Source organism: Novosphingobium profundi (genome assembly GCF_018491765.1).
Taxonomy (GTDB): Bacteria; Pseudomonadota; Alphaproteobacteria; order Sphingomonadales; family Sphingomonadaceae; genus Novosphingobium; species Novosphingobium profundi.
On record NZ_JABWCU010000025.1, the window covers coordinates 1 to 22,004 of the forward strand.

Genomic DNA, 22,004 nt, shown 5'->3' on the forward strand with positions numbered 1-22,004 from the left:
GCAGGAGCGTGTGCTCCTGCGGCCTTTTTCGAATTCGGTCCGATCGGAACGATCAGATGCCAGCGGCAGCTGCCACTTCGGCCGCGAAGTCCGAGACTTCCTTCTCGATGCCTTCGCCGAGCTGGAAGCGCACGAAGTCCTTGAGGACGATCTTGGTGCCGGCTTCCTTGCCCGCCGCGTTGACGACGTCGAGGATCGGGGTCTTGTTGTCCATCACGAAGACCTGCGAGAGGAGAGCGTTCTCCTTGGCGTACTTCGCGATCGCGCCGTCGACCATCTTGGCCTGGACCGCTTCGGGCTTGCCCGATTCGGCGGCCTTTTCCTCGGCGATCTTGCGCTCGCGCGCGATCAGGTCGGCATCGAGGTCTTCAGCGGTCAGCGCCAGCGGGAAAGCGGCCGCGATGTGCATCGCGATCTGCTTGCCGAGGCCTTCGAGGACGTCCGCCGAAGCGTCCGATTCCAGAGCGACGAGAACGCCGATCTTGCCAAGGCCGGTGGCGGCCGCGTTGTGCATGTAGGGAACGATCAGACCCTGCGCGACCGAGACCGTCTTCATGCGGCGAACCTGCTGGTTCTCGCCGATGGTGGCGACGTTGTTGGTCAGCTTGTCGGCAACCGAGCCACCGTCGGGGTAAGCCGCCGACTTGAGAGCCTCGACGTCATCGCCGTCCACGCCCAGAGCCACTTCGGTGGTCTTGCGCACGAAGTCCTGGAACTGCTCGTTCTTCGCAACGAAGTCGGTTTCCGAGTTCACCTCGACGGCCACGCCGCGGGTGCCGGTGACGGCAACGCCGACGAGACCTTCAGCCGCGGTGCGGCTCGACTTCTTGGCGGCAGCCGCCAGACCCTTGGCGCGCAGCGCGTCAACCGCGGCTTCGATGTCGCCGTTGGTTTCGTCGAGGGCCTTCTTGCAGTCCATCATGCCGGCGCCCGAGCGCTCGCGCAGGGTCTTCACGTCTGCGGCAGTGTAAGCAGCCATCGCTCAAATCCTCTTGTTTGGTGTGGACCGCGTCCTCGCGGTCCCGAATACAGGTGCGCGCCGAGCCCCATGGACCCGGCGCGCGACAATTCCGTGACGAAGTTGTCGTCTATCGCCGGGCTATCAGGCCTCGACGGCGGCTTCGGCAGCCGGCTCGTCCATGGCGCCCATGTCGACACCGCTGTCGAACATGGCGTCCTGGCCGCCCTTGGTGGCCGCCTGGGCCATGGCTTCGCAGTACAGGCGCACGGCGCGGCTGGCGTCGTCGTTGCCCGGGATCGGGAACGAGATGCCCTGCGGGTTGACGTTGGTGTCGAGCACCGCGACGACGGGGATGCCAAGAACGTTGGCTTCCTTGATCGCCAGCTCTTCCTTGTTGGCGTCGATCACGAACATCACGTCCGGGATACCGCCCATGTCGCGGATACCGCCGAGCGAGAGCTCGAGCTTGTCGCGCTCACGGGTGAGCTGAAGGATTTCCTTCTTGGTCAGGCCGTGGGTGTCGCCGGCGAGCTGCTCTTCGAGCGCCTTGAAGCGCTTGATCGACTGCGAAATCGTCTTCCAGTTGGTGAGCATGCCGCCCAGCCAGCGGTGGTTGACGAAGTGCTGGCCGCACGAACGCGCAGCCTGCGCGATCGGCTCCTGGGCCTGGCGCTTGGTGCCGACGAAGAGCACCTTGCCGCCGGCCTGGACGGTAGCCGAGACGAAGTCGAGAGCGCGAGCCATCAGGGGCACGGTCTGCGACAGGTCGATGATGTGGATGCCGTTGCGCGCGCCGAAGATGTACGGCTTCATGCGCGGATTCCAGCGGTGGGTCTGGTGGCCGAAGTGAGCGCCAGCTTCAATGAGCTGCTGCATGGTGACGGTAGGAGCCGCCATAGGATAATTCCTTTCCGGTTGTACCTCTGGAAAGCAGGAACCGTGGGGTCTTGGACCCGCTGCGGCACCGGTATGTGCGCTTTCCATGTGGATTCGCCCTTGGTCGGATCCTGCGAATTCAGGGAAACCATACCATCAGGCGCGCCGCCCCTTAGCCGCCTTCGCCCTGCGATGCAAGTAGCCAGATGATGGAATGGCCTGCAGCGCCACGCTGCAAGTCCGACAGCCTCAGTGGACGCGGAGCGAACCGGTGATCCCGAAGGCGCGGTCGATCGAGAACTCGTCGGCCGCCACGTCGCTCTCGATCACGTCCTCGAGCAGGATCACCGTCTGGTCGATGATCGACTGCATCTGCATCAGCGTCTCGCCAATGATTTCCATTGCCTGTGCGGCGCGCGGGAAATCGGCAACCACTACGAGGCCATGCTGCTGGTCGATCGAGAAGCGGCACCCGAGGAGACGGTCGTGCAGCCGCGCCAGGGTTAGGCACAAGGCAAGCCCCGGCTCGATGTCCTCGATCACGAGGCCCTTCAACTGAAGCCAGTCCTCGACGCGGAACAGCGACCAGGAACTGCCGGTACCCTGATCGGTCAGGAAAACCTCGTCAGGCCCGATTTCCTCGATCGAGAATGCGTTCAGCGCACACCACTGCGACAAACCGTCAAGAGTGATCAGGCGAAGAGGTAAACCGTCGGAAACCATAAGGAACCCTATTCAGTCAGACAGCGCCACGCAAGAGCCCAGCGCGCTTCGTCGCGCGTCCCGTCCGCATCCACCCCACGCCAAATTCGCGCTTGACACAATGGGAACAAATGAGGAACAAGCGGGATATCGGAACATTGATAGAACAGATTCGCGTTTTCCACAAGTTACCCACAGCCCGGGCGCAGCCCGCAGGGCCCGAAAAAGGAAACGGTCATGTCAGCCCTTGCCGCCAGCTTCTTCGCATTTTCCGCGCTTGCTTCGGTCTTCGTGGTCGTCGGGACCGTGCTCCGGTTCGGCGCTTCGGCGCGCGCGCTCACGCAGCAGCTGCGCACCTGCAACGAGACCTACCTCGTTTCCTGGTCCGTGATCGAACGCCCCGCCCTTGGGGAGGCGCGTCACGCAAACCAGGTCGTCACGATGGGCCGAGCGGTGCGTCCGGCTCGTCAAGCTCCGGTTCGGCCTCGAGCTCTGGGCCTTGCTGCCTGACACGGCGATAGACGAGAAGGCCGTAAGGCAGGAGCGCCAGATAGCCTACGGTAAGAACCACCAGCGTCAGCCAGGGCTCGGTCAGCAGCGCTGCCATCGCCAGCCCGACAAGGGCAATGACGAAGAGGCGCAGATGCGGCGCAGGTCGCATGCGCGACCAGCCCAGCGTCGGCAGGTTCGAAATCATCAGGAACGCGATCAGCACCATCCAGATGGCCACGCCTACCGGATTGGCGAACTCGGGACGTGTTGTCGCAATCCACAGCGCGAGCGGCAGAAAGCCGAGGATCGCACCCAACGGAGCCGGAACCCCGGTCAGGAAACCGGCCTGCTTGTGCGGCTGGTCATCGAGATCGAGGCGCGCATTGAACCGCGCGAGGCGCAGGACGCAGCAAATCGCGAAGGCAAGCGCCGCGATCCAGCCCAGGCTCGGCAGCGCGTGGAGTGTCCAGAGATAAACAATGAGCGCCGGCGCCACACCAAACGAGATCGCATCGGCCAGACTATCGAGTTCGGCGCCGAAGCGCGATTGGGCCTTGAGCAGGCGGGCCGCGCGGCCATCGATACCGTCGAGCACGCCCGCCAGGATCACCGCCTGAACGGCTTTCTCGAAATCACCGGCTATGGCGAAACGGATACCGGTCAGCCCCGAGCACAAGGCCGCCGCAGTGATCGCATTGGGGACCAGGGCCCGCAATGTCAGCCCCTTGGGAATGCGCGGCGAGCGCGAAGGCCCTGCCGCGACAACCGTCGCGTCGGACGGCTCGGCCATACCGATATCCTGATCGCTCACTGGCAGACGCCCTCGATGAGCGGCGCAGCCCCGATTTCACCCAGAACGGTTTCACCCGCGACGATTCGCTGTCCCATGAGGACCCGAGGCTCGGTTCCGGCGGGAAGGTAGACGTCGACGCGGCTGCCGAAACGGATAAGGCCGATGCGCTGTCCAGCGGCAATGATGTCGCCGGGCTTGACGAATGGGACGATGCGGCGGGCAACCAGGCCCGCGATCTGGGTGAAGCACACCTGCAGGCCGTCGCCACGTTCGATGAGCAGGTGCTGGCGTTCGTTCTCTTCACTCGCCTTGTCGAGATCCGCGTTCACGAACTTGCCCGGAATGTAGATCACCCGGCGCACCGTGCCACCGATCGGCGCGCGGTTGATGTGGACGTCGAAGACACTCATGAAGATCGAGATGCGCGTCACCGGCTCGCTCGACAGCGGAGCCATGCCGCTGCCATCGTCGACGGTCAGCTCACGCGGGGGAGACACCTTCTGGATCAACGTGACGAGGCCGTCGGCCGGCGCGATGATCGCGCGCTCGTCGCGCGGGGTCACGCGCAGCGGATCGCGGAAGAACGCCAGCACGCACAGCGTCAGGACGGCGAGCGGCCATCCGAACCAGGGGCCGAAGAAGAACCAGACCGCCAGCGCGACGACGCCGGCGATGGCGCCGAACTTGCGACCTTCGGGGTGGATGGAAGGCCATTGCCACGAAGCTTCGCCGCGACCTTGATTATCGAGAATATCTGAGGACATTGCTTCCCTCTAATGAGAGCGGGATAAGACCGCAATGCCGGGAAGCTTGCTCGGTTCCCCCCTTGTCGGTCCGGCCCGTGTTGAGGCGCCTGTGAAGGGGGAGGCTGGTGGTGGACAGGGCTGGATTCGAACCAACGTACGCTTGCGCGGGCAGATTTACAGTCTGCTGCCTTTAACCACTCGGCCACCTGTCCACACCAGTCATCTGGCTGGGATTTTCCCGAGGGATCATCCCGTTGGTCGGAGGCCTTTTTGTTGGCCCCCGTTGCCGAGGACCGCGCCAATGCCGAAGTGAGCCTTGCCTGTCAATGGGGTCGCTGGCAGGAGCGGCACAGAAAATGAATTTTTTTTGAAAAAGGATCTATCGAGATGAGCAAGCGCGGTGGGGGCAAGGCCCTGCGCGGCCGGGCCGGACGCATGAAAAACGGCAGAGGTTCGGGGCGCGCGAGCAGTGGCATGGTCCGCTTGTGGGGGCGCCACGCGGTGGAGGCGGCTCTCAAGAATCCGAATCGCGTGCATCGCAAACTCTGGGCGACACGCGAGGGAATCGAATCACTCGACGGCGAACTGCCCGAAGATTTTCCCGTTGAATGGGCCGAAGCACCCGATCTGGCACGCCTCGTCGCACGCGATGCCCCCCACCAGGGGCTCGTGCTCGAATGCGAGCCGATGGACGACCTGTTTCTCGCCGACGTGCTGGAAGGCGATCCGGCGCGCCCGGTCGTGGTACTCGACCAGGTCACCGACCCGCACAACGTGGGCGCCATCCTGCGTTCGGCGGCCGCCTTCGATGCCTGCTGCATCGTCACCCAGGACCGCCACGCCCCGCCCGAATCGGGCACGCTCGCCAAATCCGCCTCGGGAGCGCTCGAAGTCGTGCCCTGGATCCGCGTCGTGAACCTCGCGCGCGCGCTCGAGGAGATCGCCGAGGCGGGCTACTGGCGGATCGGTCTGGACGGCGAGGCGCAGTCCACGCTGGGCGAAGCCCTGCCCGCCGGCCCTGTCTGCCTCGTCCTGGGCGCGGAAGGCGACGGCATGCGCCACAACATCGTCCAGCACTGCGACGCCATCGCCAAGCTGCCGATCAGCGCCGCCATGGAAAGCCTCAACGTCAGCAACGCCGCCGCCATCGCGCTTTACGCGGCTGCGACCCGCTGACCGGGCGCGATCGACACCAGGACGTCGCCATGGCCCATCCCCAATTCGATCGCCGGATGCTCGCGGGTCTGACCGCGGGCATCCTCTCGCTGCTCGTCGCCGCCTGCTTCTTCGCGCCGGGACGCTTTACCGCCCGGCTCGACGTGCACGCCGACCACAGCTTCGCATTTCGCTATACCGGCGAATTGATCATGATCCCGCTCAAGGAAGAGGCAGACAAGGCCGCCAAGCCGTTCGAGCCGGAAGCCTGCCACGATGAGGAGAGTTACGAGGAACGCCCCTGCAGCGAGGCCGAAATCGCCGAGCAGAAGGCCAACCGCGCCAGCAGCGCCGATCAGGGCGCGCAGGTTGCCCGCGCCCTGCTCAACGGCATGCACCCAACCGACCCCAAGGCCGGCCAGGAACTGGCCGACCGGCTCCGCCGCCGCCAGGGCTGGAACAAGGTGGAGTACATCGGGGGCGGCGTCTTCGACGTCGACTACGCAGTATCGGGACGCCTCGACCACGATTTCGTGTTCCCGATCTTCGAAGGCTTTCCGATGGCCAACGCCTTCATCCAGATCACCCCGCGCAAGGACGGCAGCGTGCGCATCAATGCGCCCACTTTCGGACCCGACCGCACGAACGTCCCCACCTCTGGCCTGATGGCGGGGTCGCCATTGGGATCGGGAAGCGACGGCAGCCCGTCCGAATATGCCGACGGGACGTTCTCGATCCACACCGATGCCAGGATCCTGGCCAACAACACCGACGAAGGCCCGTCGCCGGGCGAAGGCGGACAAGTCCTGAGCTGGGCGATCAATCCGCGCACCCCGGCCGCTCCGACTGCCCTCCTCCAGCTCGCGCCCTGATGCGGCGCGCGCCAGGCGATGGCACAACAAAAACGCCGCTCCTGCACTGAGCAGGAGCGGCGTTTTTCGTTCATGAAGCCCGTGAGGCGTTACGGGCTCGTCAGGACGTCTTAGTTGACGGCGTCCTTGAGGCCCTTGCCGGCCTTGAACTTGGGCTGCGACGAAGCCGCGATTTCCATGGGTTCGCCGGTGCGCGGGTTGCGACCGGTCGACGCCTTGCGCTTGGCGACCGAGAAGGTGCCGAAGCCGACGAGGCGCACTTCGTCGCCCTTCTTCAGGGCGCCGGTGATGGCGTCGAACACGCCTTCGACAGCCTTGGTGGCGTCGTTGCGGGTCAGGCCACTGGTTTCAGCGACGGCGCCGATGAGATCGTTCTTGTTCATATATGAACCCCCTACCTTTCAGTAAAACAGGATATGATGGGAAGCTGGATTCGCCTCGTAAGAGGACACGGAATTGAGCGGTTTTTGCGGACGCTGTCAAAGCCTAAACCACTCGAAATTTCGCAGTTTATCGTGTTTTTCCGCCATTTTAAGCATGCGAAGCCATTGTGCATTGCAACATGCACAGTGAACACGAATCACGCCGATCGGATCGAGTGACGAGCCCCTGTGCACATCGGCGGCCTCGAAGACCAAGCCTCGCGCCCATGTTATAGACAGACTCATCCCTCTCGCGGGGCCTGCGAATACAAAAAAGGCGGCTCGCATGCGAACCGCCTCCTTGCCGCCCCTGGCCGAAGCCGGGACGAATGCAACCGAATCAGCCTTCGGTGCGAACGTCGCGACGCTCGGCGATGCGGGCGCGCTTACCGGTACGACCACGCAGGTAGTACAGCTTGGCGCGACGCACGATACCGCGGCGCACGACGGTGATGCTGTCGATGTTGGGCGAGTAGAGCGGGAAAACGCGCTCCACGCCTTCACCGAAGCTGATCTTGCGAACGGTGAAGTTCGAACCCATGCCACGGTTCGAACGCGCGATGACCACGCCTTCGAAGTTCTGGACGCGGGTGCGCTGGCCTTCGACGACCTTCACGCCGACGCGCACGGTGTCACCGGCACGGAAGGTCGGGATTTCCTTGGCGGCCTTGGCAATTTCCTCGGCCTCGATCTGCTGAATCAGGTTCATGAACCTAAGTCCTTCGTCTTTTTGCCGCGCGACAGAGGCAGACGGTCCCGAACGCCGACATGACGTTCCCAAAGGTCCGGCCTGCGTGACCGTGTGTGATCCTCGGCCTGTTGTTTCCGCCAGGCCGCGATCTTCGCATGATCCCCCGATCGCAGCACTTCAGGGATCGTGCGCCCTTCCCATTCGACGGGTCGGGTATAGTGCGGATACTCGAGAAGGCCGTCCTCGAACGATTCCTCGGTTCCGCTGGAAGCCGCGCCCATTACGCCCGGAAGCAGGCGAATGCAAGCGTCCAGTACCATCAAAGCGGCGCATTCGCCGCCCGAAAGAACGATATCGCCGACCGAGATTTCCTCGACATCGCGCCCTTCGAAGATGCGCTCGTCGAAACCCTCGAAACGGCCGCACAGGAGGATCGCCCCCGGCCCCGCCGCAAGCTCGCGGATGCGGGCCTGCGAGATCGGCTTCCCGCGCGGCGTCATCGCCAGCACCGGTGCCCCCGGATTGGTTGCCCGTGCATGGTCGATGGCGCTTGCCAGCACGTCGGCCTTGAGCACCATGCCCGCGCCCCCGCCCGCCGGCGTGTCGTCGACGGTGCGATGCTTGTCGGTCGCGAAGTCGCGGATCTGAACCGCATCCATCGACCAGTCCCCGCGCTCGAGCGCGCGGCCCGCCAGGCTGATGCCGAGCGGCCCGGGGAACATGTCCGGATAGAGCGTGAGGACAGTCGCGGCGAAGGTCATTGTTCGGCGAAAGCCGCGTTGACGACCAGCTTCTCCGCGTCCCACGAAGGCACCGCGGCCTCGGTCATGGGCACCATGAAGCGCTGGACACGGCCCTTCTCGTCGGGTTCGGCGCGCTCGATCTCGAGTACGTCGCCCGCGCCGAAGTTCTCGACCGCGATCACGGTACCAAGCACCGCGCCTTCATCGGAAACCGCGGCAAGGCCAATGAGGTCGGCGTGATAATATTCGCCTTCGGCGAGGTCAGGCATGGCCTCGCGCGGGACGGTCAGCACCGTGCCGCGCAGCTTCTCGGCGGCGGTGCGGTCGGTGACTTCCTCGAAGCGGGCAATCGCACCGCCCTTCCCGTCGTCCTTGAGCTTCTTGAGCGTAAGGCTGGAATCGTTGAAGGCGCGGTAGCGCTTGAGCGCTGCCACGCCTTCACCGAACAGCTTGAGGCGAACTTCGCCCGTCACCCCGTGCGCGCCGGCGACGGCGGCCAGGGTGACGGACTTGTCTTGTGCCATGTGCCGTATCCCGAAAGCTTACGCCTCGGTCGACTCTTCGGTGGCTTCGGTGGCCGGAGCCTCTTCGGCCGGAGCAGCGGCGGCAGCGGCAGCAGCTTCCTCGGCTTCACGAGCCTTCTCGGCCTTCTCCTCGGCGCGTTCCTTGGCCTTGTCGCCCGGCTGACCCTTGTTGGGGTTGTTGGTGGGCTTGCGCTCCTTGATGCCGGCCTTGTCGAGCATGCGGGCAACGCGGTCGGTCGGCTGGGCGCCGACGGCGAGCCAGTACGAAGCGCGCTCGCCGTTGATCTTCACGCGGTTCTCGTCATCTTTGGCGAGCAGCGGGTTGTAGGTGCCGATCTGCTCGAGGTACTTGCCGTCACGCGGCGCGGTCGCGTTGGCGACGACGATCTTGTAGTAGGGACGCTTCTTCGCGCCACCGCGCGACAGACGGATCGAGACTGCCATGATTTTACCTTTCTTCTAAATCTTACAAATGCTTGGAATTATTTCTTGAGAAACTTGCTGAGATCGGGACCACCCGCTCCGCCGAGCCCCGGAAGGCTTCCGGCCGCGCCGCCCAGGCCCTGACCGCCCAGTCCCGGCATCGCGGCATCGAGACCGCCCTTGCCGAACATCGCGGCCAGCCCCTTGAGGCCGCCCATCTTCTTGATCTGCTTCATCGCCTTGGACATCTCGAGGTGCATCTTGAGCACCTTGTTGACGTCCTGGACCTGCGTGCCCGAGCCGTTGGCGACGCGGATCTTGCGCTTGGCGTTGAGAAGCGCGGGATTGGCGCGTTCCTTGGGGGTCATCGAGCCGATGATCGCCTCCATGCGCACCAGGACCTTGTCGTCCATGCCGGACTGCTGCATCGCGGCCTTGGCCTTCTTCATGCCGGGCATCATGCCCGCCAGCATGCCCAGGCCACCCATGCTCTGCATCTGCTTGAGCTGGGTGCGCAAGTCGTTGAGGTCGAACTTGCCCTGCTCCATGCGCTTGGCAAGCGCTTCGGCTTCCTCGACCTTGACCGCCTCGGCGGCCTTCTCGACCATCGAGACAATGTCGCCCATGCCGAGGATGCGGTTGGCGACGCGGCTGGGGTGGAACAGCTCGATCGCGTCCATCTTCTCGCCGGTGCCGGCGAACTTGATGGGCTTGCCGGTGACCGCACGCATCGAGAGCGCTGCACCGCCGCGTGCATCACCGTCCATGCGGGTGAGCACGACACCGGTGAGGTCCACTTCGCCAGCGAAGCTCTGCGCGACGTTGACCGCGTCCTGGCCGGTCAGCGAGTCGACCACCAGCAGCGTCTCGCGCGGGGTGGCGATCGCGGCGACGGCCTTCATCTCGTCCATCAGCTGCTGGTCGACGTGGAGGCGACCGGCGGTGTCGAGCATGAGCACGTCGACGGCCTGAAGCCTCGCGGCCTGCATCGCGCGGGTGGCAATCTCGGTCGGCTGCTGTCCGGCGATGATCGGCAGCGTGGCGACGCCGACCTGCTCGCCGAGCACCTTGAGCTGCTCCTGGGCGGCCGGACGGTTCACGTCCAGCGAGGCCATCATGACCTTCTTGCCCTGCTTGTCCTTGAGCAGCTTGGAAATCTTGGCGGTGCTGGTGGTCTTGCCCGAGCCCTGGAGGCCGACCATCATGATCACGACCGGCGGCGCCGCGTTGAGATCGAGTTCGGCGGTCTGTTCGCCGCCCAGGGTCTCGACCAGCGCGTCGTTGACGATCTTGACGACCTGCTGGCCGGGCGTGACCGAGCGCAGCACCTGGTGGCCGATGGCCTTCTCGGTGACCTGGTCGACGAAGCGGCGCACGACGGGGAGCGCGACATCGGCCTCGAGCAGCGCGATGCGCACCTCGCGCATGGCGTCGCGGACGTCCTGCTCCTTGAGCGCGCCGCGGCCACGCAGCTTGTCGAACACACCGCCGAGACGATCGGAAAGGCTGTCGAACATGACCTAGCTCCATCTGTGACGAACCGAGGGCCCGTCGAACGCCGAAAACGCCGGTGGGCAAAACCTTGCCGACCGACGCGTGCGGGATAACATGCGAAAAACGCCGGTGGACGAAAACTCGTCAACCAGCGTATCGCGTATCGCGCGAAACTCAAATGACAGAAGCCGCCCTCTTGCGAGAAGCGGCATCTGTAAGGAAATGGTGGAGCCTAGCGGGATCGAACCGCTGACCTCTACAATGCCATTGTAGCGCTCTCCCAGCTGAGCTAAGGCCCCATGCCATTTCGAAAAACCAACCTGGGAAGCTTGGTTTTGCTACCGTTTCGAGGCAGCGCCCCGTCCGGTGGAGCGCCATCTAGGGGTGTTCTTTCGAGCTGGCAAGAACTTTTTTCGAGGGATCGAATTTTTTTGGATCGACCCCTCGAAGGTCTCTTTGCCAGCACCCCTTGATGGTGCCTTGACCCGCTGAGACTTACTCGTCGCGGTCGTCGTCGTCGTCGCTGCCCGAGATGCCGAGATCGTCGTCACCGCCGAGATCGACGTCGTTATCGGGCGAATCGCCGTCGTCGTCGATGTCCAGATCGTCATCGGCAAGATCGCTGTCCTGCTGCTCGACCTGTTCCTTCTTTTCCGCTTCCTCGTAGGGAATCGGCTGCTTGGACTTGAGCACCGGCTCGGGATGCCAGGCGTAGCCGCATTCGATGCAGGTGACCGGGTCGTCCTTGCCCAGATCGTAGAAACGGGTGCCGCATTTCGGGCAGCCGTGCTTGGCGCCCCATTCAGGCTTGGCCATGGAATGTCCTCGTCTTGGGCGACCCGCGAAGCCACGGGCGCTGGAAATACCGTCTATTGATGGAAAGGCCCTGCTTCAAGATCAAGCGGAAAGGCGCAAAATCAAGCGTTCGGGCCACATCAGGGCGCGCGCCTTGCCATAGGCGGCTCGCGCTGTCAAAAGCCGCCGCGATTTTACGCCTCACGCCAAGACCAGAAAGACCACCCCGTCGTGACCTCCAACTCGCACGCAGCCGACCCCGCCTCCGCCCGTCCGCGTCGCTTTGCCGCGCAAGGCCCGCTCAAGGGCCGCATCCGTGTTCCGGGCGACAAGTCGATCAGCCACCGCTCGATCATGCTCGGCGCGCTGGCAGTAGGCGAGACGAAGGTCACTGGCCTGCTCGAGGGCGAGGACGTGCTTGCCACCGCCGCCGCGATGCGCGCGATGGGCGCGCATGTCGAGCGCACCGGCGAAGGCGCCTGGACGATCAACGGCGTGGGGGTCGGCGCGCTGCTCCAACCCAAGGGGCCGCTCGACATGGGCAATTCGGGCACTTCGACGCGGCTCCTGATGGGCCTTGTCTCCACCCACCCGATCAACGCCAGCTTCACCGGGGACGATTCGCTCTCCAAGCGCCCGATGAACCGCGTGATCACTCCGCTTTCGCAGATGGGCGCAAGTTTCGACGCGAGCGAGGGCGGCCGCCTGCCGCTCATCGTGCGCGGTGCCAGCCCCTCGGTGCCGATCACCTACACCCTGCCCGTCGCCTCGGCGCAGGTGAAGAGCGCGATCCTGCTCGCCGGCCTCAACACGCCCGGCAAGACGACCGTGATCGAGCCGGTCCCCACCCGCGACCACTCCGAGCGCATGCTCAAGGGCTTCGGCGCCGATCTCGAAGTCGAGGTGCAGGCCGACGGTACGCGCGTCATCACCATTACCGGCGAGGCCGAGCTCAAGCCGCAGACCATCGAGGTCCCCGGCGACCCCTCGTCCGCCGCCTTCTTCCTTGTCGCCGCGCTGATCACGCCGGGGAGCGACGTCGTCATCGAGAACGTCGGCCTCAACCCCACCCGCGCCGGCCTCGTCGAAGTACTGATCGCGATGGGCGGCCAGATTGACAAGCTCAACGCACGCGAAGTTGGCGGCGAACCCGTCGCCGACCTTCACGTGCGCCACTCGGCCCTGAAAGGCATCGAAGTCGATCCGGCCATCGCCCCCAGCATGATCGACGAGTTCCCCGCCCTCTTCGTCGCCGCCTCGCTCGCCGAGGGCGTGACCACCACCAGCGGCCTCGACGAGCTGCGCGTCAAGGAATCGGACCGGCTCGCCGCCATGGCGACGGCACTGAGCGCGGCGGGCGCCGTGATCGAGGAGCAGGCCGACGGCCTCGTCATCACCGGCACGGGGGGCGCTCCGCTGCCAGGCACCCGCGCGGGCTTCGAGGTCGCCACCCATCTCGATCACCGCATCGCCATGGCCATGGCGATCGCCGGCCTCGCGAGCCGCGAGGGCGTCATGATCGACGACACCCGCCCGATCGCAACCAGCTTCCCGGTCTTCGAGTCGATGCTCGAAGGGCTCATGACCTGATGGCGCAAGACCTCATCATCGCGGTCGACGGCCCCACGGCCTCGGGCAAGGGGACCATCGCGCGCGCACTCGCCGCGCACTATGGCCTGCCGCATCTCGACACCGGACTGCTCTACCGCGCGGTCGGACGCCAGTGCGCGCTTGCCGGCGGCAATCCCGATGACCCTGCCGATGCGCTCGCCGCCTGCGACTTCACCGACGATCGGCTCGGCGATCCCGAACTGCGCGCGGAAGCGACCGGAGGCCTGGCAAGCCGCGTCTCGATCCACCCTGCGGTGCGCACCGCACTTTACGAGCGCCAGCGCGCCTTCGCCACGCAGCCGGGCGGCGCGGTCCTCGACGGGCGCGACATCGCCAGCGTGATCGCCCCCGAGGCCCAGGCCAAGCTCTTCGTCACCGCCAGCGTCGAGGCGCGCGCGCAGCGCCGCTTCCTCGAGATGCACGAACAGGGCCGCGACATCGCGCTTGCCGAGATCGCCGCCGATCTCGCCGCGCGCGATGAGCGCGACCGCAACCGCAAGGACGCCCCGCTCGTCGTCGCCGAGGGCGCGCTTGTCATCGACACTTCGGACTTGCGCCGGGAGGAAGCCATCGCCGCCGCCATCGCCGCGGTCGACGCGCTCGCCGCCGCCTGAGCCCCCTGCCCCGCCCCGGGCCTGCATTTTCCTTGCATTCGCCCCCCCACGCGCGTAGGGCGCGCCGGTTCGAAGGGTTGCCCCGGCAATCCGGAGAACGCCGTGCAGGTATTCGGCCTGGGCGGCGGTACGGCCCTTTTGGCCCGCCGATGCAATGGTGCGGATGGCGGAGAAAGACCGGCGGAAACAACCGCCTGGCCGGAAACACGTACAACCGAGGATACCCTCTTTAATGGCTACTTCTGCCAACCCGACTCGCGACGATTTCGCCGCGATGCTCAACGAGCAGCTCGGTGGTGTGGATGACGACGGCTTCGAAGGCCGCGTCGTCAAGGGCACCATCACCGCAATCGAAAACGACAAGGCCGTCATCGACGTGGGCCTCAAGAGCGAAGGCCGCGTGCCGCTGCGCGAATTCGCGCGTGGTGAAGACGGCCATGGCCTGAAGGTCGGCGACGAAGTCGAAGTCTACGTCGACCGCGTCGAGAACGCCGACGGCGAAGCGATGCTCTCGCGCGACCGCGCACGCCGCGAAGCCGCCTGGGACAAGCTCGAGAACGAATTCGGTGAAGGCAAGCGCGTCGAAGGCGTGATCTTCGGCCGTGTCAAGGGCGGCTTCACCGTCGACCTCGACGGCGCCGTTGCCTTCCTTCCCGGCTCGCAGGTCGACATCCGCCCCGTGCGCGACGTCACCCCGCTGATGGACGTGCCGCAGCCCTTCCAGATCCTCAAGATGGACCGTCGCCGTGGCAACATCGTCGTGTCGCGCCGCGCCGTCCTCGAAGAGACCCGCGCCGAGCAGCGCAGCGAGCTCATCGACAAGCTGAGCGAAGGCCAGGTCATCGACGGCGTCGTCAAGAACATCACCGACTACGGTGCGTTCGTTGACCTGGGCGGTATCGACGGCCTGCTCCATGTCACCGACATGAGCTACAAGCGTGTCAACCACCCGAGCGAAGTGATCGCCATCGGCGACACCGTCACCGTCCAGATCATCCGCATCAACCAGGACACCCAGCGCATCAGCCTCGGCATGAAGCAGCTGGAAAGCGATCCCTGGGAAGGCGCATCGGTCAAGTACCCGGTCGGCGCGAAGCTCTCGGGCACCGTCACCAACATCACCGAATACGGCGCCTTCGTGGAGCTGGAGCCGGGCATCGAAGGCCTGGTTCACGTTTCGGAAATGTCCTGGACCAAGAAGAACGTCCACCCCGGCAAGATCGTTTCGACCTCGCAGGAAGTCGAAGTCATGGTTCTCGAGGTCGATTCCGACAAGCGTCGCATCAGCCTCGGCCTCAAGCAGGCCCAGCAGAACCCCTGGGAAGGCTTCGCCGAGCGTCACCCGGTCGGCTCGACCGTCGAGGGTGAAGTCAAGAACGCGACCGAATTCGGTCTGTTCATCGGCCTCGATGGCGACGTCGACGGCATGGTCCACATGTCGGACATCGCGTGGGGCATCTCGGGCGAAGACGCTCTGGCCCTGCACCGCAAGGGCGAGATGGTCCAGGCTGTCGTTCTCGACGTCGACGTCGAGAAGGAACGCATCAGCCTTGGCATGAAGCAGCTTGAGCGTGGCGCTCCGGCCGCTGGCGGCGTCACCACCGGCGGCAGCTCGCTGCGCCGTGGCGAGACCGTCACCGTCACCGTTCTCGAAGTGCGCGACGGTGGTCTCGAAGTCCAGGCTGGCGAAGACGGCGCGACCGGCTTCATCAAGCGTTCGGACCTCGGCCGCGACCGCGACGAGCAGCGTCCCGACCGCTTCCAGGTCGGCCAGAAGCTCGACGCCATGGTCACCGGTTTCGACCGTTCCAAGAAGCCGAACTTCTCGGTCAAGGCCCGTCAGCTGGCCGAAGAGAAGGAAGCGGTGGAACAGTACGGTTCGTCGGACTCGGGCGCTTCGCTCGGCGACATCCTCGGCGAAGCCCTGAAGGCCCGTTAATCGGTTCCTTCGGCTTTCCCGAAGCTGAAATCACCAAGAGCCCGTCCGGAGCGATCCGGGCGGGCTTTTGCTTTGAGGCGCTCGTCCGGGGGGCGTTTGCCTTTGCCGCCACTTGGGCCTAACGCCCGTGGCCATGAACCGCGCCTCGCCCACCAGCCTCGCCGCCACGCTCGACACCCGACGCGACATGTTCGGTCTCGTCTTCGTGCTCGCCGCGTTCGCGGCCGCGTGGCTGCCTCTCCCCGCGTTCGGCGCGATCGGCGTCGCCGAGCTGGGCGCCATCTTCCTCACCCTGCCCCATGCCCGCCGCCTCGACAGCGCCCGGCGCAGTCCGATCGGCATGCTCGGCCACATCACCGCGGTCATCTCCGGCGCGCTGATCTGCGTGTTCTTCATGGCCCGCTACGTGCACTACATCGGGTTCCAGACGCATATCGTACCCACGATCCTGCTCGCGCTCGCACTTGTCTTCCTGCTGGCGCTGCGCCGTCCGGTGCACTGAGTCGAACCCTTTCGCGCCCCCACTTCGCCCGTTAGTCTGGAGGCCAAGGAGAGACGCCATGCTCGAAGTTCATCAATTCCCCTGCCTCTCGGACAACTACGGTTACCTGCTGCACGACAGCGCCTACGGCGAAACCGTATGCATCGACACGCCCGATGCCGACGCGTACCTGCACCAGGCCGCGCACAAGGGCTGGCAGATCACCCAGATCTGGAACACCCACTGGCACAAGGACCACGCCGGCGGGAACCTTGCGATCAAGGCCGCTACCGGTTGCACCATCACCGCGCCCGAAGGCGATGCGGGACGGATCGAGGGCGTAGACCGCATGGTAAGGCACGGCGATATCGTCACGATCGGCGACCGCCAAGCCAAGGTGCTCGACGTGGGCGGGCATACCCTGGGGCACTGTGCCTATTTCCTCGCCGGTGCGCGGATGGCCTTCGTGGGCGACAGCGTCTTCGCGCTCGGCTGCGGGCGCATGTTCGAAGGCACGCCCGACCAGTTCTGGCGCAGCCTCGAGCGTATCAAGGCCCTCCCCCAGGACACCATGCTCTACTGCGCGCACGAATACACCGAAGCGAACTTGCGCTTCGCGCTCCACGCCGATCCCGACAACGCCGAACTCATCGCCTATGGCGAAGACATCAGGCGCTGGCGCGCGCAGGGCCTGCCCACCGTGCCGATGAAGCTGCAGCGCGAACTGGCCACCAACCCTTTCCTGCGCGCCGACGATGCCACTATCGGCGCGCGCTGGGCACCCGAAGGCCATCGCGGCGATGCCGTGGCCACCTTCGCAGCTCTGCGCGCGGCCAAGGACACCTTCTGACAGCCGGGCCTCTCCGCAGGTCGGTCACCTCCCGCAACCAGGCCCCACGGCGCGAACCACAGCCATAGCCTTACCCGCGTCCTTCACGCAGGAAAGAGCACCGCAATGGCATTTCGCCCCTACGTCAGCATGCTGGCCGGCCTTCTGATCCTCGCCTCCCTGCCGGCACCGGCCCGTGCCGAGACGGAGGCAAGTCTCGCCATCGAGGGTGGACGCGTGGCCCTTCCCGCACCCGATCGCGACGGTGTGCGCGCCTTCAAGGGACTGCCCTACGCCGCGCCGCCGATCGGCCCGCTGCGCTGGCGACCACCTGCCCCCGTCATCGCCTGGAAGGGGCGGCGCCCGGTCGCGCAGTTCGGACCCGACTGCCTCCAGACAGTCGGCGACGACAGCCCCGCCTCGCGCCCCAAGAGCGAGGACTGCCTCTTCCTCAACGTCTGGACCTCGGGCCCGCTCGACGCGCGCAAACCGGTCTTCGTCTGGATCCACGGCGGCGGCTCGCGCGTCGGTTCGGGCGCCCAGCCCAGCTTCGACGGCGCCGCGCTCGCGCGCAGGGGCATCGTCGTGGTGACGATCAACTACCGCCTCGGCGCCTTCGGCTTCCTCTCGACCCGCGATCTTTCCGCCGCGAGCGGCTATGGCGCTTCGGGCAATTACGGCTTCATGGACGACATCGCCGCACTGGGCTGGGTGCGCCGCAACATCGCCCGGTTCGGCGGCGATCCTACCCGAGTGACGGTCGGCGGCGAATCGGCCGGATCGGTTGCGACGAGCGTGCTCATGGCGTCACCCGAGGCACACGGCCTGTTCCAGCGCGCAATCGGCGAAAGCGGCTCGGCGCTGCGCCGTGCCGAATTCGGCAGCATGGGCGCGACCTCACTCGCCGCCGAGGAAGAGCACGGCGCCCGCCTGATGGCCGCGCTCGGCGTCCCCGATGCCGAGGCCGCGCGCCACCTTCCCGCGCAAGCCGTGCTCGAGGCCGCGCTCGCCATGAAGGACGCCTTCCACTTGCCCGTGGTCGACGGCAAGATCCTCCCTGACGCGCCGCTTCGCGTCATTCGCTCGGGTCACTTCAACGACGTGCCACTACTCGCGGGCTGGAATCACGACGAAGGCTCGTTCTTTGCGGCCGTGGCGACCGTGCCGCCATTGGCCAAGGAGCTCGAAACGCTCTACGGACGCCTCGCCGGCCAGATCGCACCGCTCTATCCGGTCGAGCCGGGCAAGGAAGACGCCCAGGTCGTCGCCGCGATCGGGCACCACGGGCTTGCCTGGCCGACCTGGATCTGGGCCGAAAGCGCCGCACGCAGCGGCACAGCGCCGGTCTATGTCTACCAATTCGAGCAGGCGCCCAAGCTTCGGGCCGGTGCGAAGGGCCCTGGCGTCGACGTCACCAAGCTCGGCGTCTACCATGGCGCCGAAGTCCCTTACGTCTTCGGCACGCTCGACCGGCAAACGGGCTGGACCATCGCTGCCGACGACCACCGCGTTTCGGGCACCGTCTCGCGCTATTGGGTCAATTTCATCACCAACGGGGATCCCAATGAAGCGGCGCTGCCAACCTGGCCCGCCTACCGCGTCACCGGTGGCCACGGGCCGATGCGCATGACACTGGGGCCTCTTGCCAAGGCGCAGCTCGATCCCGACTACCTGCGCTTTTCGGCCATCGCGGCCGCGCACGAAGCGATCGATCCGCCGCTCCCCTCGCCGCCCATCCGCTAGCGCACCAAGAAGGATATAAAGATTTCTTTATGTCCTTCTTGACCTCTCCCGAACCTTGCTCTCTAACCGGATCCGTCGAGGTTCCCCGCCCCCTTTTCCAGGCGCGGGGCTAAGACGGGAAGCCGGTGGCGTTGCCTTTGCGCAACGGAATCCGGCGCTGCCCCCGCAACTGTAAGCGGTGAGCGTCCCGGCCCTTGTCGCGCCACGGGTGCAATCGCACCGGGAAGGCCCGGCCAGGACGTAGCGACCCGCAAAGCCAGGAGACCTGCCTTCGACACGCTCCGCCTCCCCGAGAGGCCGGAGCAGCCACGCGCGTGGCGAAGGGCCACGCGTGCCATGGACCAACAACAAGGGTCATTTGCCTATGTCCAAGCCCCGTTTCCGCGCCGACCATGTCGGCAGCCTCCTGCGCCCCGAGGGTATCGCCCGCGCGCGCGCCGAAGGTGCCGAGCCTGCCGTCCTGCGCGCCGCCGAGGATGCCGCCATCCCCGATCTCATCCGCATGCAGGAAGAGGTCGGCCTCAAGGTCGTCACCGATGGCGAGGCGCGCCGCGCCTTCTGGCACTTCGACTTCATGGGCATGCTCGATGGCATGGAGATGCGCACCCGCGAGGAAGGCGTGCAGTTCCACGGCGTCAAAATCCCGCCGGTGCGCCCGGTGATCACCGGCAAGCTCGGCTTCCCTGCCGATCACCCGATGCTCGAGCACTTCACCTTCGTGAAGGAGCATACCAAGGTCTGCCCGAAGATTTCGATCCCGGGCCCCTCCTGCGTCCATTTCCGCACCGACCCGCAAGACGTCCTGCCCGCCGAATACCGCGATCCCGACGTGCTGATGGCCGATATCGCGGCGACCTACAAAGCCGCAGTCGAGGCCTACTACGCCGCTGGTTGCCGCTACCTGCAGATGGACGACATCTTCTTCGCCTACCTCGGCGACCCCAAGCAGCGCGAGGAGCGCAAGGCGATGGGCCAGGATCCCGACGACCTGATCCGCCGTTACGCCTGGATGCTGAACGAGGCGATCAAGGACCGTCCCGCCGACATGGCGATCGGGATGCACATGTGCCGCGGCAACTTCCGCAGCACCTGGGCCGCCAGCGGCGGCTACGACGCGGCGGCCGATGCCATCTTCAACGGCACCGACGTCGACATCTACTTCATGGAATACGACACCGACCGGGCTGGTGGCCTCGAGCCGCTCGCGCTGCTGCCCAAGGGCGACAAGCGCATCATGGCCGGCTTCATCACGACCAAGACGCCCGAGCTCGAACCGATCGACGCGATCCAGCGCCAGTTCGAAGCCGCCAGCAAGTTCGTCGACATCGACCAGCTCGGCATCGCGCCCCAGTGCGGCTTCTCCTCGACCGAGCACGGCAACGCACTCACCGTCGACGACCAGCGACGCAAGCTCGAACTCGTCGTCAAGGTCGCCGAGACGATCTGGGGCGAAGCCTGATCGCTTGAATCCGGCCGGGGAGCCTGCACGCCGCGTGCAGGCTCCCCGGCACCCTTGCTCGAATGCGTGTCAGTTGACCGAGAAATCGAAGATTCGCGCGGTCATCGCGCCGGCCGAGCCGGAACCGGACAGCGCATAGAGGAACCCGTATTCGCCCGCTTCAAGGGGCTGCTCGGTTTCGACGAGATAGACGCCGGGGCGAACTTCCTTGTAGCTGAACGCGATCCGGCCCTTGTCCATCACGCCCGACTTCGCACCAGCGATGTTCAGGCTGCCGACGCGGGCCTCACGACGCCCCTCCCTGGGCGTCACCTGCGTGAGGATCAGCTCGGAGGGCGATGCCACGACCGTATTGGTCCCGCTTGCTCAGGCCCGCAGCGGTATTGCCGTTCGATTCATCGGAGAAGAAATAGAACTGCGGCCGGGCGCGAGCTGATCGCAGCCGCGATGACGGGCGAGGCCCGCCAACAAAAAAGCCCCCGTCGGAAGACGGGGGCCTTTTTTGTTGTCCGAGAACCCAGTTCCCGGCGCTTGTCAGATGCCGGAGATGGCCTGGTTGACCAGCACCTTGTCGGCATCGGCCGAGTGGTTCCCCGCGATCAGCTCGCGTGCGGCCGCGGTGGCGGCATCGGCCGCGACGGCGCGCAGCTCGGAGACGGCGGCGAGTTCGGCCGCGCCGATCTTGTCCTGCGCCATCTTCTCGCGGCGGGCGATCACGTCCGCCGTGTCGGCTTCGGCCTTGGCCACGATCGCCAGCGATTCCTTGCGAGCGTGGTCAAGCATGGCTGCCGCGTCCTTTTCGGCCCCGGCGATCTTGTCCGCATATTCCTTGCGCAGGGCTTCCGCCTCGGCGCGCAGGGTCTTCGCTTCCTCGAGCTGCGCCTTGATGTCGGCGATGCGGGAATCGAGGCCCCGGCCGATGGCCTTGGGAACGCCCTTCCACAGCGCGATCAGCAGCAGCACGATCATCGAAGAACTGACGACGAAGGCCGGCGGGGCAAAGCCCAGCAGCATCGGCTCGGCGTGGTGCTCGACGCTCGCGTGCGTGTCGGTAGCACCCGCCACAGTCGCCCCCTTCTGATCCAGAGACGTCTGGACTTCAGCGCGATCAGCCATGGACCAGGTTCTCCTTCACAGCGGCGCGGACCTGGCCCTCGTCGAGCGAGAGACCGGCGACACGGCCGATGATATCACGGGTCGCTTCGGCAGCTACCGTCTCGATTTCGGCGGCAGCGGCCTTGCGGGCGGCAGCGATGCCAGCTTCCGCATCGGCAATCTTGCCATCGATGGTCGCCTGAGCGGCAGCAAGACGCTGCTCGGTCTCGGTGGCGGCCGTTGCGCGGGCCTCGGCGATCAGGGCGTGGGCCTGGGCGCGGTTGGCGTTTTCACGCTGGCGCCAGGATTCCTCTTCGGCATCCGCCTGCTTGCGCGCGCGTTCGGCGGCAAGAAGGTCGTCGGCAATCTGGTTGTCGCGCTTCGCGACCGTATCCATGACCTTCGGCACCATACCCCGTCCGATGACGAAGAAGGTGAAGCCGAAGAACACCAGGATCCAGAAGATCTGGCTGGAATAGGTTGCGGCAAGCTGTTCGATCTGAGGCATGGGTCAGCCCTGTGGTCGAGGTGGCCGGGAAAATAT

The 22,004-nt window shown here is 65.7% G+C and carries 24 protein-coding genes, 2 tRNA genes and 1 riboswitch; of the genes, 9 read left to right on the forward strand and 17 right to left on the reverse strand.

Annotation, left to right across the window (positions count from 1 at the left end):
• Nucleotides 1-52: 52 nt before the first annotated feature.
• From tsf to HT136_RS22880, 6 genes are all read right to left on the reverse strand, one after another.
• Nucleotides 53-979, reverse strand: coding sequence for a translation elongation factor Ts (gene tsf, locus HT136_RS22855; protein WP_214202155.1), 927 nt, complete (start codon nt 977-979; stop codon nt 53-55).
• Between the two features lie 123 nt (nt 980-1,102).
• Nucleotides 1,103-1,858 carry a 30S ribosomal protein S2 gene (gene rpsB / locus HT136_RS22860; RefSeq protein WP_214202156.1) on the reverse strand — a complete coding sequence of 252 codons (756 nt, stop codon included), beginning with the start codon at nt 1,856-1,858 and terminating at the stop codon, nt 1,103-1,105.
• Nucleotides 1,859-2,086: 228 nt separating this feature from the next.
• On the reverse strand, nt 2,087-2,560 hold the full coding sequence (locus tag HT136_RS22865) for a hypothetical protein (RefSeq protein WP_214202157.1): 474 nt from the start codon (nt 2,558-2,560) through the stop codon (nt 2,087-2,089).
• A 415-nt stretch (nt 2,561-2,975) separates the two neighbouring features.
• Entirely contained in the window at nt 2,976-3,821 is an 846-nt protein-coding gene (gene pssA / locus HT136_RS22870) for a CDP-diacylglycerol--serine O-phosphatidyltransferase (protein ID WP_214202198.1), read from the reverse strand.
• Between the two features lie 17 nt (nt 3,822-3,838).
• Nucleotides 3,839-4,588 carry a phosphatidylserine decarboxylase gene (locus HT136_RS22875; protein WP_214202158.1) on the reverse strand — a complete coding sequence of 250 codons (750 nt, stop codon included), beginning with the start codon at nt 4,586-4,588 and terminating at the stop codon, nt 3,839-3,841.
• A 108-nt stretch (nt 4,589-4,696) separates the two neighbouring features.
• Nucleotides 4,697-4,782, reverse strand: a tRNA-Tyr gene (locus HT136_RS22880).
• Nucleotides 4,783-4,957: 175 nt separating this feature from the next.
• On the opposite strand from HT136_RS22880, the gene HT136_RS22885 reads away from it, so the two are divergent.
• Nucleotides 4,958-5,746 (forward strand): TrmH family RNA methyltransferase, encoded by a 789-nt coding sequence (locus tag HT136_RS22885; RefSeq protein WP_214202159.1) that lies wholly within the window; start codon nt 4,958-4,960, stop codon nt 5,744-5,746.
• Between the two features lie 29 nt (nt 5,747-5,775).
• A complete protein-coding gene (locus HT136_RS22890) occupies nt 5,776-6,597 on the forward strand; it encodes a hypothetical protein (RefSeq protein ID WP_246544223.1) in 822 nt (273 codons plus the stop codon).
• Between the two features lie 110 nt (nt 6,598-6,707).
• Here HT136_RS22890 and HT136_RS22895 read toward each other — a convergent pair whose 3' ends face one another.
• The 8 genes from HT136_RS22895 to HT136_RS22930 all read right to left on the reverse strand — a co-directional run bounded on the left by HT136_RS22895 (nt 6,708) and on the right by HT136_RS22930 (nt 11,710).
• Nucleotides 6,708-6,980: an HU family DNA-binding protein gene (locus HT136_RS22895; RefSeq protein ID WP_214202160.1), complete on the reverse strand. Its 273-nt coding sequence runs from the start codon at nt 6,978-6,980 to the stop codon at nt 6,708-6,710.
• A gap of 379 nt (nt 6,981-7,359) precedes the next feature.
• Nucleotides 7,360-7,728 carry a 50S ribosomal protein L19 gene (gene rplS / locus HT136_RS22900; protein WP_214202161.1) on the reverse strand — a complete coding sequence of 123 codons (369 nt, stop codon included), beginning with the start codon at nt 7,726-7,728 and terminating at the stop codon, nt 7,360-7,362.
• Nucleotides 7,725-8,471 carry a tRNA (guanosine(37)-N1)-methyltransferase TrmD gene (gene trmD / locus HT136_RS22905; RefSeq protein WP_214202162.1) on the reverse strand — a complete coding sequence of 249 codons (747 nt, stop codon included), beginning with the start codon at nt 8,469-8,471 and terminating at the stop codon, nt 7,725-7,727. The genes rplS and trmD overlap by 4 nt, the downstream gene beginning before the upstream one ends.
• Nucleotides 8,468-8,977, reverse strand: a complete 510-nt coding sequence (gene rimM / locus HT136_RS22910) for a ribosome maturation factor RimM (protein WP_214202163.1) — start codon at nt 8,975-8,977, stop codon at nt 8,468-8,470. Before rimM ends, trmD begins: the two co-directional genes overlap by 4 nt.
• A gap of 18 nt (nt 8,978-8,995) precedes the next feature.
• Nucleotides 8,996-9,421: a 30S ribosomal protein S16 gene (gene rpsP / locus HT136_RS22915; protein WP_214202164.1), complete on the reverse strand. Its 426-nt coding sequence runs from the start codon at nt 9,419-9,421 to the stop codon at nt 8,996-8,998.
• 38 nt (nt 9,422-9,459) lie between these two features.
• Nucleotides 9,460-10,917: a signal recognition particle protein gene (gene ffh, locus HT136_RS22920; protein ID WP_214202165.1), complete on the reverse strand. Its 1,458-nt coding sequence runs from the start codon at nt 10,915-10,917 to the stop codon at nt 9,460-9,462.
• 200 nt (nt 10,918-11,117) lie between these two features.
• Nucleotides 11,118-11,193 (reverse strand) — tRNA-Ala (locus HT136_RS22925).
• Nucleotides 11,194-11,389: 196 nt separating this feature from the next.
• Nucleotides 11,390-11,710 (reverse strand): TIGR02300 family protein, encoded by a 321-nt coding sequence (locus HT136_RS22930; protein WP_214202166.1) that lies wholly within the window; start codon nt 11,708-11,710, stop codon nt 11,390-11,392.
• Between the two features lie 210 nt (nt 11,711-11,920).
• Here HT136_RS22930 and aroA point away from each other — a divergent pair, with 210 nt between their 5' ends.
• The 7 genes from aroA (at nt 11,921) to HT136_RS22965 (ending at nt 20,365) form a co-directional block, all read left to right on the forward strand.
• On the forward strand, nt 11,921-13,279 hold the full coding sequence (aroA, locus tag HT136_RS22935; protein WP_343222293.1) for a 3-phosphoshikimate 1-carboxyvinyltransferase: 1,359 nt from the start codon (nt 11,921-11,923) through the stop codon (nt 13,277-13,279).
• Nucleotides 13,279-13,914 carry a (d)CMP kinase gene (locus HT136_RS22940; RefSeq protein ID WP_214202167.1) on the forward strand — a complete coding sequence of 212 codons (636 nt, stop codon included), beginning with the start codon at nt 13,279-13,281 and terminating at the stop codon, nt 13,912-13,914. Before aroA ends, HT136_RS22940 begins: the two co-directional genes overlap by 1 nt.
• A 232-nt stretch (nt 13,915-14,146) precedes the next feature.
• A complete protein-coding gene (gene rpsA, locus HT136_RS22945; RefSeq protein ID WP_214202168.1) occupies nt 14,147-15,853 on the forward strand; it encodes a 30S ribosomal protein S1 in 1,707 nt (568 codons plus the stop codon).
• A 133-nt stretch (nt 15,854-15,986) separates the two neighbouring features.
• Nucleotides 15,987-16,355 carry a hypothetical protein gene (locus HT136_RS22950; RefSeq protein ID WP_214202169.1) on the forward strand — a complete coding sequence of 123 codons (369 nt, stop codon included), beginning with the start codon at nt 15,987-15,989 and terminating at the stop codon, nt 16,353-16,355.
• Nucleotides 16,356-16,413: 58 nt separating this feature from the next.
• Nucleotides 16,414-17,184, forward strand: coding sequence for a hydroxyacylglutathione hydrolase (gloB, locus tag HT136_RS22955; protein WP_214202170.1), 771 nt, complete (start codon nt 16,414-16,416; stop codon nt 17,182-17,184).
• Between the two features lie 105 nt (nt 17,185-17,289).
• Entirely contained in the window at nt 17,290-18,906 is a 1,617-nt protein-coding gene (locus HT136_RS22960) for a carboxylesterase/lipase family protein (protein WP_214202171.1), read from the forward strand.
• A gap of 61 nt (nt 18,907-18,967) precedes the next feature.
• Nucleotides 18,968-19,194: riboswitch (cobalamin riboswitch) on the forward strand.
• A gap of 76 nt (nt 19,195-19,270) precedes the next feature.
• Nucleotides 19,271-20,365, forward strand: coding sequence for a 5-methyltetrahydropteroyltriglutamate--homocysteine S-methyltransferase (locus tag HT136_RS22965; protein WP_214202172.1), 1,095 nt, complete (start codon nt 19,271-19,273; stop codon nt 20,363-20,365).
• Nucleotides 20,366-20,434: 69 nt separating this feature from the next.
• Here HT136_RS22965 and HT136_RS22970 read toward each other — a convergent pair whose 3' ends face one another.
• The 3 genes from HT136_RS22970 to HT136_RS22980 form a co-directional block, all read right to left on the reverse strand.
• Entirely contained in the window at nt 20,435-20,710 is a 276-nt protein-coding gene (locus tag HT136_RS22970) for a hypothetical protein (RefSeq protein WP_214202173.1), read from the reverse strand.
• 189 nt (nt 20,711-20,899) lie between these two features.
• The gene (locus HT136_RS22975) at nt 20,900-21,481 is read right to left on the reverse strand and encodes a F0F1 ATP synthase subunit B family protein (RefSeq protein ID WP_214202174.1); all 582 of its coding nucleotides are present in this window, start codon (nt 21,479-21,481) and stop codon (nt 20,900-20,902) included.
• A complete protein-coding gene (locus HT136_RS22980; protein WP_214202175.1) occupies nt 21,474-21,968 on the reverse strand; it encodes a F0F1 ATP synthase subunit B family protein in 495 nt (164 codons plus the stop codon). The genes HT136_RS22975 and HT136_RS22980 overlap by 8 nt, the downstream gene beginning before the upstream one ends.
• Nucleotides 21,969-22,004 lie beyond the last annotated feature (36 nt).